The 11,870-nt window shown below is 36.2% G+C and carries 8 protein-coding genes; 3 read left to right on the top strand and 5 right to left on the bottom strand.

From position 1 onward, the window contains the following. Positions 1-264 precede the first annotated feature (264 nt). On the top strand, positions 265-3,501 hold the full coding sequence (locus tag MM236_RS08875) for a S41 family peptidase (RefSeq protein WP_241274611.1): 3,237 nt from the start codon (positions 265-267) through the stop codon (positions 3,499-3,501). 390 nt (positions 3,502-3,891) lie between these two features. On the opposite strand, the gene MM236_RS08870 is transcribed toward MM236_RS08875, so the two are convergent. After that, positions 3,892-4,350: a copper resistance protein NlpE gene (locus MM236_RS08870; RefSeq protein ID WP_241274610.1), complete on the bottom strand. Its 459-nt coding sequence runs from the start codon at positions 4,348-4,350 to the stop codon at positions 3,892-3,894. A 291-nt stretch (positions 4,351-4,641) separates the two neighbouring features. On the opposite strand from MM236_RS08870, the gene MM236_RS08865 reads away from it, so the two are divergent. After that, a complete protein-coding gene (locus MM236_RS08865) occupies positions 4,642-7,419 on the top strand; it encodes an outer membrane beta-barrel protein (RefSeq protein ID WP_241274609.1) in 2,778 nt (925 codons plus the stop codon). A 34-nt stretch (positions 7,420-7,453) separates the two neighbouring features. On the opposite strand, the gene MM236_RS08860 is transcribed toward MM236_RS08865, so the two are convergent. Further along, positions 7,454-7,870, bottom strand: a complete 417-nt coding sequence (locus MM236_RS08860; protein ID WP_241274608.1) for a hypothetical protein — start codon at positions 7,868-7,870, stop codon at positions 7,454-7,456. 10 nt (positions 7,871-7,880) lie between these two features. Next, the gene (locus MM236_RS08855; protein WP_241274607.1) at positions 7,881-8,444 is read right to left on the bottom strand and encodes a GNAT family N-acetyltransferase; all 564 of its coding nucleotides are present in this window, start codon (positions 8,442-8,444) and stop codon (positions 7,881-7,883) included. 321 nt (positions 8,445-8,765) lie between these two features. Here MM236_RS08855 and MM236_RS08850 point away from each other — a divergent pair, with 321 nt between their 5' ends. Further along, on the top strand, positions 8,766-9,557 hold the full coding sequence (locus tag MM236_RS08850; RefSeq protein ID WP_241274606.1) for a hypothetical protein: 792 nt from the start codon (positions 8,766-8,768) through the stop codon (positions 9,555-9,557). A gap of 161 nt (positions 9,558-9,718) precedes the next feature. Here MM236_RS08850 and mgrA read toward each other — a convergent pair whose 3' ends face one another. Both mgrA and MM236_RS08840 read right to left on the bottom strand, forming a co-directional pair. Continuing rightward, positions 9,719-10,747: an L-glyceraldehyde 3-phosphate reductase gene (mgrA, locus tag MM236_RS08845; RefSeq protein ID WP_241274605.1), complete on the bottom strand. Its 1,029-nt coding sequence runs from the start codon at positions 10,745-10,747 to the stop codon at positions 9,719-9,721. Next, positions 10,737-11,768, bottom strand: coding sequence for a patatin-like phospholipase family protein (locus MM236_RS08840; protein ID WP_241274604.1), 1,032 nt, complete (start codon positions 11,766-11,768; stop codon positions 10,737-10,739). The genes mgrA and MM236_RS08840 overlap by 11 nt, the downstream gene beginning before the upstream one ends. Positions 11,769-11,870 lie beyond the last annotated feature (102 nt).

Here is an 11,870-nt window from a genome sequence, read left to right as displayed (position 1 = left end):
CCACGGAAATTTTCATACGCTTAAATAATTTTATGATTATCCGCCTCTTTGCCACTAGCCTTAATTCTATTGTTGATTGTTCGCTTATGTTCAATGTCTATGAGTATCTAATATCAATAAATATCGGATCTAAGCTAAATCAGACTTTTCTTTAATTAGTGGCAAAGTTCCGTATAAACATGAATAATTTTTTCCTTTGGTATAAAAGAAATTTTCACACTGTGTTTTTTGATTAATTTAGCTTCGATATCCAAAACAGAAAGTATGAAATTGAGAAAAATTTGTTTAAGTGTTTTACTCACAGGAGTATTTGGGCTTTCTATGGCTCAAGGAGCCCCAAAATGGCTTCGTTACCCAACGATTTCACCCGATGGAAGTAAGGTAGCCTTCACTTACAAAGGTGATTTGTTTACGATCCCAACCACCGGTGGAAAAGCTACCCAAATTACATTCCATGAAGCACATGATTTTATGCCTGTATGGAGCAAAGACAGTGAAAAAATCGCTTTTGCTTCAGATAGGTATGGCAATTTTGATGTCTTTATCATGGATGCAGCAGGTGGAGCTGCCAGCAGATTGACGTATCATTCCAATGACGAGATGCCTTATAGTTTTTCCTCAGATGGAGAATCAGTGATTTTTGGAGGAGTGAGACAAGATCTTGCAGAACATAGACAGTATCCTACTGGCTCACAGCCTGAATTATATAAAGTTCCAGTCAAAGGTGGGAGGGTAGATCAAATTTGGACGATACCGGCAGAATATATCAAAGTAAGTGCTGATGGCAAGAAAATGATCTACCATGACAAAAAAGGTGGTGAAAATGAATGGAGGAAAAAGCATCAGTCAGCCATCACAAGAGATATCTGGATTTATGATACAGAGACCAATTCCCATAAGATGTTGACCACTTTTGGTGGAGAAGATAGAAACCCAGTGTTTGGACCTGGGGAAAAGGAAATTTACTATCTGTCAGAAGAGGGAGGAAGTTACAATGTTTTCAAAATGGATGTTGAGAATCCTTCTCAAAAGAAATCACTGACAGACTTGAAAGATTTTCCAGTAAGGTTTTTATCTATAGCAGATAATGGTCAGATGTGTTTTTCTTATGATGGAGAGCTATACCTTCTAAAAGAAGGAGGTTCGCCAGAAAAAATTAAAGTTGAAATCAAAACCCAGTCCATTTCAAATCCTGATAGTTATATAGCTATTAATGGAGGTGTAAGGGAAATGTCGATTTCACCTGATGGAAAAGAGATCGCATTCATAGCAAGAGGAGAAGTTTTTGTTACTTCTGTAGATGGTTCATTGACCAAAAGAATTACCAAAACACCAGAGCAAGAGCGCTTTGTTCAATTTGCTCCAGATGGAAAATCGATAGTTTATTCGAGTGAAAGAGACGGGAAATGGTCGATCTTCCAAGTGAAAAGATCTAGGGAAAAAGAAGAGCCATTTTTCTATGCAAGCACTTTGATAGAAGAAGAGCAATTGGTCAGCAATGAATTTGACAATTACCAGCCATCGATTTCTCCGGATGGAAAAAAACTGGCTTATATAGAATCCAGAAAGAAATTGAAGGTGATGGATTTAGCAAGTAAAGAAACGGTCACATTGATGAATGAAGACCAATTGATGCACATGCGTGATGGAGATCAATATTTCACTTGGAGTCCAGATAGCAAATGGCTTTTGGCTGAATACAGTCCTACCATGGCCAATGGTGAGATAGTTTTATTGGATGCCAGTGGCAAGAAACCAATGGAAAATCTTACCCAAAGTGGCTATGGGGATAGAAATCCAAAATTTGTCAATGGAGGAAAGCAAATGCTTTGGTTCTCAAATAGAGATGGTTTGAAAAGCTTTGCTACAAGTGGCGGATCTCAAAATGATGTCTATACAATGTTTTTTACCAAAGAAGCTTTTGAAAAATTCAACCTTAGTAAGGAAGACTTCGACTTGATGAAAGAAGTGGAAAAATCCAACAAAGGTGAATCTGACAAAAAGGACGAAAAGAAAGATGACAAAAAGGATGATAAAAAAGTAGAAGATATAAAAATCGATTTGGAAGACATCCGAGAGAGAAAAGCAAAGCTGACAATTCATTCAGCTTCACTCGGTGATGCTGTGTTGGACAAAGATGCAGAGAAACTATATTATCTAGCTCGATTTGAGAAGGGAATGAATTTATGGAGTACGGATCTGCGAACCAAAGAAACCAAGATGGAACTGAAGCTTGACGGTGGGGGAGGAAGTCTGGAATGGGACAAAGAGATGAAAAATCTTTACCTTCTGAGTGGTGGAAGTATTTCCAAAATCACCAGCAATGGAACTAAGAGGGAAGCCATTAAAATTGCTGGTGAGATGAATATGGATACAGAAGCGGAAAGAGCACATGCTTTTGAACACATAAAAATCAGAACAAAGGGGGCATTTTACACACCTGATATGCATGGCGTGGATTGGGATTCTTTGACTGCATCTTACGAAAAATATCTTCCTCATATAGGGAATGGATATGAATTTGCAGAGATGGTTTCGGAGTTGATTGGAGAATTGAATGTATCACATGCAGGAGCGAGGTATAGCAGAAATGTTCCTCAGTCTGACGCTACAGCTTCTTTGGGGATTTTCATGGATTATTCTCACAAGGAAGATGGAATCAAAATAGCTGAGATTATCAAGGGTTCGCCACTTGACAAGTCCAATTTGGATGTAAAAGCGGGGATGATCATCGAAAAAATCGATGGTGAGACGATCTCAATTGATAAGGATGTAGCACAGTATTTCAATAGAAAAGCTGATAAGTTCACTCTCTTGGAAGTATTGGATCCAGCTTCGGGAAAAAGACAACAGATTACAGTAAAGCCAATTTCTATCGGAGAAGAAGCTAGGTTGCTCTACACAAGATGGGTGAAGAAAAATCAAGAGGAAGTAGAGAAAATGTCAGATGGCAAACTTGGGTACGTTCACATACCAGGCATGTCAGACGGACCATATAGAACTACTTATGAAGAAATGATGGGCAAATATCATGACAAAAAAGGAGTAATCGTGGACACCCGTTTCAATGGAGGTGGTGATTTGGTAGCTGATTTGGCTATGTTCTTTACAGGAGATAAGTTTATCACTTATGCTACAGAAGAGCGTGATCTTGGGTATGAACCTACATTCAGATGGACCAAGCCTACTTTGGCGATGTTCAATGAATCAAATTATTCGGATGGACATTGTTTTGCTTGCGGATATACAGATTTGAAAATTGGAAAGACTGTCGGTATGCCAACTCCAGGAACTTGCTCTTTTGCTGGTTGGGAAGCACTTCCTGACGGGACCCGATGGGGAATAGTGCCAGTTTCTGCCAAAAACAAAGCTGGAGAATGGATGGAAAACAATGAAACTAAGCCACAGTTTCAAGTGAAAAATATGCCTGGGAAAATTGATAAAGGGATTGACGAGCAATTGGAAAAAGCTGTTGAAGAACTGCTCAAAGATGTAGAGTAAATAAATTAATATGATTATCCGAAATTACACCAGAAGGTAAATAAAACAATTGGATCAATCGTCGACGGATGATAGTCAACAGTCGACAGCAGCTGAATTCAAAGTTTGCACCTAATTAAATATGGGTACTGGTGTGAAAGCAGATATTCATATAAATTAAAATCTTGTCCTTTTGGTTATTAAAATCTTGTTTCATTATTGAATGGTAAAAAACAAAGTTTGCCCAGTTTGACAACCTGTTCCAATAGCCAATTAGTAAAAAAGCCTGACATTTTTGTCAGGCTTTTTTACTATGATCATCAACTTTCTTTCAAGTAGCCAAAAATAATATGTGAGCTGAAACGATTCTGAAATTTTTCCTTTAACCCAGAACCAAACAGTACTAAAATATTACTCCTTATTTAGCTGATATTTTTCAGCTAAATCACCTTCGATTTTGTTTCCTTCCAAGTCAAGATGAAACAATACATTTTCTCCAACAAAGTATTGATTTGGTTCTTCTTCTTCGTTCAAGGTGATGGTGTTTCCAGCATCATTCCATGTGAAAGTTCCCGCTGATTCGAATACTTCTTGATCATCTTTTCCAAGGTAGATCACTTTTTTTGTATAAGAATTTCCACTTCCAAGTTCTACTGTTGTCTGAATTCCCTCACAATCTGCACAAGGCAAAACACCTTTATAGATTCCGAAATAATCCAATGAATTCAAAGCGTTATGATGATCTAAAAATTCTTCAGTTTCAAATACCTCATCATCTACAACTAAATCATCTGACTGATTTGATTTTTGACAACTTGCCAACGAAACAAGAAAAGATAAAGACAAGGCAATTTTTAAGTTTTTAAACATAAGTGTTCGGATTTTATTCTGTAAAAATAACATAAATATTATAATCGGTAAAATATTGAATTAACTACTGCAAAAACGAAAGAAAAACGGATCGGTTTCTGAATTGTTTTTTTCAGAAGAGATTGAAAATAGCCTTTCAAATCTAGTTTTAAACCAATTAAATAAACAATTATAGTTGCGATTGGGTATTTGACTAACGGTTTGCTTGTGGACACAAGCAAGACTAATTTTATAATTATTTTGTCAGGCAATCTTTCTGACCAAATTCAATAATCTTAACTATTAAAAATAATGATTCGAGTAAGTGTTTTTCTTTTGTTTTTTATGTCTTGGGTGCATTTTGCATATTCCCAGTCTGAAATTTCAGGAAGGGTAGTGGATAAGGTGACAAATGAGTCTCTTCCAGGTGCTTATGTTTTTATCAAAACTGAGTTTGGTGAAACTATCTCGTCAACTTTTACAGATGGTAATGGGAAGTTTTCATACAAAAGACCAACCATCAATACTTACAATATTGAAGTAACTTTTATAGGGTTTTCAAAATTTATCAAGACTGTAGAGAACTTTGATGGTAATGATATTGGTGATATAGAAATATCAGAAGATGGAGAACTTCTAGAGACTTTTGAGATAAAAGCGCAAGTGCTAACAGGAGAAGTGAAAGGCGATACGATAGCCTTCAATGCGAATGCATTCAAAACACGCCCACAAGCAAATGCAGATGATTTGATCAGCAAAATGCCAGGTGTGGTCATGCGTGGTGGGACGATTGAAGTACAGGGAGAAGTCGTTGGGAGAGTTTTGGTAGATGGAGAGCCATTCTTTGGAGACAACCCAGCAATGGCAATGGCAAATATTCCAGTGGAAATCATAGATAAAATAGAATTTCTCGACCAAAGAAGTGATCAAGCCGTGCTTACTGGTTTTGACGATGGTAATACCACAAAGACAATCAATATTATCACCAAGAAAGAAGTCAAATCGGGAATGTTTGGTAGGATTTCGGGTGGTTATGGAACTGACAACAATTATTTGGCTTCCGCATCTTTGAATTTTTTCAATGGAACCAGAAGAACTACTGTTCTAGGCTTGACCAATAATATCAATCAACAAAATTTCTCTTCAGATGATCTTTCTGGAGCTTTGGGAGAAGGTGGCGGTCAGGCTGGTGGTGGCGGTAGAGGTGGTGGTGGCAATGATGCCCTGCAAACAAGAGAAAGAGATGGTATTACCATTACCAATGCTGTTGGATTGAATTTCTCAGACAAATTTGATCAGGGTAAAGCCAAAATCACGGGCTCTTATTTCTTTAATGACAACAGAAATGTACTCAATAGGACATCTTCTAGAACTTATATCTTGCCTAGTGATAGTTTACAGTTATACAATGAAGAAACTAGAAACGTCAGAGAATCCAAAAGACACAGGTTGGATCTACGCTTGGATTATGATATTTCAGAAAGATCGGCTCTTATTTGGAGACCAAGATTGACTTATGCAATAAGTGAAAATAGAAATGAAACTTTTGCTCAAAACCTTTTTGACCAAAATACGCCAATCAATGATGTAGAAAATGTTACTGTTGGAGATAACAAATGGATGAGTTTTGACAATGATTTCACTTATCGATATAAATTTGGAAAAGAAGGAAGGGTAATATCTACAAATATCACATCGAGATTTAATGAAAATGTAAGGAATTCTAGGTTGACATCGGTAAATACAGATTATGGTACTTCACTTGTTGATAGTTTGATTCAAAATTCATTTAGTAATTCCAACAGTTTCAACTATAGAGTTGGGATAGATTATAATGAACCATTGACAGCAAATTCCCAATTGAGATTTGAGTACAGGATCGGCAATGACCTAGGAAAAACAGATCAGGAAGTTTTGCAGAGAGAAGCTGAATCGACACAGTTTGTATTAGACAGTGCACTTTCCAATCAATTTGAAAACAGATATCTTCAACAGCAGAGTGGAGTAGGGTATAGGTTCAATAACGAAAAGTGGAGGATTTTTACTTCTATAGACTATGAAGTTTCAAAATTGAACAGTGATAGACTTTTCCCAGGATTTGAAAATACCCAAAGGACATTTGAGAACTGGATTCCACGAGCTGTCATCAATTACAATTTGACCGAACAAACAAACATCAGATTGGACTTTAGAACGAGTACCGACGCTCCTTCGATCAGGCAATTACAATCTTTGATAGATAATAGAAATCCTATTCAGATTTTTGCTGGTAATCCAGATTTGGTCCAGGAATATCAACAGAGGTTGTTTGCACGGATCAGAAGAGTCAATACTGAGACTTCTAGATCTTTCTTTATGTTTGTATCAGGATCTAGGAGGAATAATTATTTGGGAAATTCCACTTTCATAGCAACCCAAGATACTTTGATCAATGGAGAAGTTTTGCTTAGACAAGGTGGGCAATTCAATAAGCCGATCAATTTGGATGGTTTTTGGGATGCTAGATCTTATATGTCTTTTGGTTTTCCTGTGTCATTCATCAAAAGTAATATCAATCTAAGTACAAGGGCTAATTATTCCAATCGTCCAGGTGTGATCAATGATCGTCTGAATATCAATAAAAACACCACATTTGGTCAAGGAATTGGAATCAGCAGTAATATCAGTGAAAGGATTGATTTTAATTTCAATACTGAGGGGAATTACAATTTGGTGAGAAGTAGTTTGCAGGAAAATCTGAATAATAACTTTTACACCCAAAATACAAGAATAGATTTCTACTGGCAATTTCTGGGAGGATTGTTTATTAGCACCAACATCAATAATCAGATTTATTCGGGTTTGGGAGATGCTTTTGACCAATCGATTTGGTTGATGAATGCAGATATTGGATATCGATTTGGAGCTAATGAAAAATTAGAAACAAAACTCACGATTTTTGATTTGCTGAATCAAAATACCAGTATTGCAAGAAATGTGACAGATGTGTTTATCCAAGATGACAGAACACAAGTATTGACTCAATTCTTTATGTTAAGCTTGACTTATAACCTAAGGAGTTTCTCAGGAGCTAGGCCTTCGCAGGATTAAAGATCAATAAAAAAGTAAAATCACAAAGCCATTCCTATCTTACAGGGAATGGCTTTGTAATTTTTTCTCGAATCATTTCTTTAAGAGATTCACCTGTGAGAATCAATGCCGCAAAGAAAAGGAGGAGGTCCTTGATGATATGGAGGAAAATCATGCTGAAAGGAACACTTTCTCTTAATTCCAAATAGCCCAAATAAAATACTGTAACCAAAAAAAGCAAAGCTGACACTCCACCGCCTATGGCTCCAAGTTTTGGGATTTTGAAATGCAATAACAATAATATAGATGTTCCGACTACCAAAAGTAACAGCACTGCTTTTTGGACAAGGTCACCATCTTCCACAAATCCATTATTGAAGTTAAGTGTACCTATGAAAAGGAAGTAAGCAATCATTCCAAATCGGAGTAAGATTTTCCCTATTTTTTCGATTTTAAGGATGTTATTTATCATTTTTTTTGTTTTACCAATCGTTTTCTCTCTTGACATGATTCCATTCTGATTTCAATATACTAAAAAAAATGGTATCCCTTCGTCTTCCCCTTGTCATCAAAGTGTGGCTTCTCAATACACCTTCTTCGATTGCAGAGATATTTTTCAGTGCTGATCTAGCTTGAATGTTCAAGACGTCAGTTTTGAATTCTACCCTTTCTATCCCCATGACCTCAAAAGCATAACAGACCATCAACCCTTTTACTTGGCTATTGATTCCTGTACCTTGAAAATCTTTTCCTAACCAAGTCCATCCGATTTCAAGCCTTTGATCTACAAATGAAAAATTTCCAAAAGCAGTCGTGCCAATGATTTCATTTGTTTTTTTATCAATGATGACAAATTGTAACCTTTCACGATTGAAAGCAGGAGCAAACCATGCTAAAAGCTCTTCGTGATCTGATAGGTCATGGGTAAAAAATCTCCACATAGCAGAGCTTTCAGTCATCAAGCTTAATTTTCCTACGTCACCTAACTGAATTGGTCTGAGTATTAAATTTTCATTTTCTAGAATTAGATCAAAATTTACATCCATGGTTATTTAAGAGTAGAGTTCTGTTAATGCTTGGTTGAAGTAATTAACTTCATTAGTCAAACTTGATTTTTTAAACCATTGTCTTCGGGTTACTTTCATCTTGATCGTAGTATGTTTTCTAAAAGTTAATAATATCAATATTTTATTCCTAATTAAATAATTAAAGCTGTGATAACCTTGGAATAAAGGTTATCACAGTTTTGCTTTGCCATTTTCATATTTAGTTAGAAAAAATACGGTTAAAAATTATTAAAATAAAAATAATATTCTTAAATTTTAACAAAACCATATCAAATGACATAACCCAAAAGATAAATAGCCATGAAAAAATCAATTTTATTACTGATCCTCGGAATATTCTTATCTAGTTTATCAATAGCACAAGATTCCAGATACCTAGTTTTTGAGTTTATCAAAGTAGAATCTACTCAAATGTATGATTTCATTGAGTATAAGGATTTTATGGAAAAGGTATATCAATCCGCAGTTAATGATAATAAGATTGCAGGTTGGGATTTTTGGTCTTTGCATTCAGGAAATGATTCAGGAGAATTCCAATATATAGCGATTACCTACTTTAATGATCCTGTATCAATGATGAATAGCTTGACGGAAGAAGATTTGGTAAAGTATGCCATGCTAGTCAATCCTGATATGAAAGAGGATCAAGTAAAAGAAAAATTTGAACTAGCTTTAGGGACCCATGATTTGGCTCAGCGTGCATATATGCAGCAGATTTCAAATACAAATGATAATTTCAATATGAAAAAAGGTGTCTTGGCTTCTTTTGATTTGATGAAAGCAGTGGAAGGTAAGTTCCAAGATTATGAAAAAGCTGAGAAGGAAGTGTTTATGCCAATTCATCAAAGTAGGATCGAAAAAGGGTTGATGGGAAGCTGGACTTTGTTGCGAACAGCTTTGCCTTTTGGTAGTGAAGCCAAATCAACTCATCTTACTATGAACATGTATAAGGATTACGTGCAGTTTTTTAATGCAATGGAATATGAAGATATGGAATCTACTGCTGAGCAAAGAGTTGCAGTAGAAAAAGGACTTAAATCGAGAGATCAAAAATGGGTATATCTTGCAACTTTGGAAAGTGCTGTTAGGTAGGGTTTAGCCAACAGTTCAAAAAAACATAACTTCTGCTGAGGAAAAAAAATGGCTTTTTGAATATCCAACTTTAACTGCACTTTAGTCACCCTGGTAAACAAAAATAGGCGAACAAAAAGGTGAATTTTTATTTACCTATTTGCTCGCCTCGTGATCCGTAATTATGAAGCGCTGTAAAGAAGGATCTCTTCAATTGCCTTGATTTCTTCCTCGTTAAATTTGATGTTATTTATTGCACTCACATTTTCTTTCAATTGTGAAGCCTTGCTAACGCCTATTAGAACTGAAGTTACTCTTGGGTCTTTTAGTAACCAGGCGATTGCCATTTGAGCTAAGCTTTGATTTCTACCTTTAGCAATTTTGTTCAGAGCTTTGACTTTAAAGATTAGCTCATCTGAAATAGTTTCTTTCTTGAGATATCTTCCGTCTTTAGCTATTCTGCTGTCCTCAGGGATTCCATTCAAATATTTATCTGTCAAAATTCCCTGTCCAAGTGGAGAAAATGCGATAGCGCCAATACCTTGATTTTCTATTGTATCCAACAACCCATTTTCGACCCATCTTTCCAACATGTTGTACCTAGGTTGGTGAATAAGGCAAGGTGTTCCCATTTCTTTCAAAATTTGGGAAGCCTTAAGTGTATCTTCAGCGCTGTACTGTGAAATACCAACATACAAAGCTTTCCCTTGTCTTACAATCTGATCCAGAGCACCCATTGTCTCTTCAAGTGGGGTATCTGGATCAGGTCTGTGGTGGTAAAATATGTCGACATATTCCAGTCCCATTCTTTTCAGGCTTTGATCAAGGGAAGCAATTAGATACTTTTTTGACCCAAAATTTCCGTAAGGACCTGGCCACATATCCCATCCAGCTTTGGTGGAAATGATCAATTCATCCCTGTAATTCTCAAAATCTTTCTTCATTATCCTGCCAAATGTCTCTTCTGCAGAACCATAAGGAGGGCCATAATTATTTGCCAAATCGAAATGCGTTATTCCTAAGTCAAATGCATCCCTCAGGATAATTCGCGCATTTTTGAAATCTGAATTATGACCGAAATTATGCCATAGACCAAGAGAGATTGCAGGAAGTAATAATCCACTTCTTCCACAACGTCTGTAGGGCATCTGCTCATATCTTGATTCATTGGCGAAGTAGGTTTGTAATGGTTCTTGATCGTTAATCTTCATAGGTTTGATTTGCAATTAGTTTATCTACAAGGTTATTGATTTTTTCGGGATTATCCTTGACATATTTTATTGCAGCGTCTCTTAAGGCGTTCATGTTACTTTTGCTTGCATCATCCATTGTAGGTTTTGCTTGGTGCAATTCTGGCTCTATCCGAATGAAGCCATCTCTATTGTTTCCCGCATCAAACAACCATTCTAGTTGATGGGAAACTGTCTCGGAATTGCCTGACATCATTATATCTATGAGAGGTTTGATCCATTGTGCCAGGCCATAATTTTTGGCTTTATTGTAAGAAATTTCTTCTTTGACGTTACCAGTACCCAAAGATAGGAGCAGCATATCTTTGGAAGTAGGATTGGAGATGTTTCCAAAAGTACATTTTCGTGCTTCTGCATAAGCACACATAGCAGGGTTATTGGCAAATACTCCACCATCTATTAAGGGGTATTTGGAACCAAACCTTGATTGTACCAATGCAACTTCAAAATAAGTCGGAGCAGAGGCAGTAGCCAAAGCTACGTCTTTCACATAAAAATCATATGTCTCATCGTTGCAAGCGTAGCCATGTTTAAAAAATTTCGCCTTTCTACTCTCAATATCGTATGCAGTAAATAAACTTGGTTTCAGCAATTCACTTAAATAAACACTACCAAAGTATTTTTGAAGTGCATTTTTTAAATTTGTATTTGGATACTTTTCATCTCTCAAACCAAAAACTGATTTTAATTTGTGTCCAAGACTTTTGCTGAAAATTGAAGCACCATTTTCATGGTATAGATTTACCACTTCCTCCATTTTGTACCTTGGGCGTGTTGGATCTATTGGATCAGGCACAAGCATGGCACATCCTAAGATACCTCCAGTACTGGTGCCAGCCACAAAATCAATAAAATCTACAAGCCTTGTCTGAGGGTTTTGTGTTTTTTCTTGAATTTTTTCTTCGATCAATTGTAAGATGGTACCAGGAATAATCCCTCTTATTCCACCACCATCTATGGAGAGAATTGTAACTTGTTTCATGGGTATTAAGCGATTGGTTGTAGAAAATATAATTTCAATAGCTTAAAGTTAATGAAATACAGAATAATATTGGTATTAAATGCTAATTATTAAGTAGTTACG

The organism is Belliella calami, assembly GCF_022549695.1.
GTDB classification, from domain to species: domain Bacteria; phylum Bacteroidota; class Bacteroidia; order Cytophagales; family Cyclobacteriaceae; genus Belliella; species Belliella calami.
The sequence above is the reverse complement of the archived record's forward strand: the minus strand, read 5'-3'. Positions and strand labels throughout refer to the sequence as shown.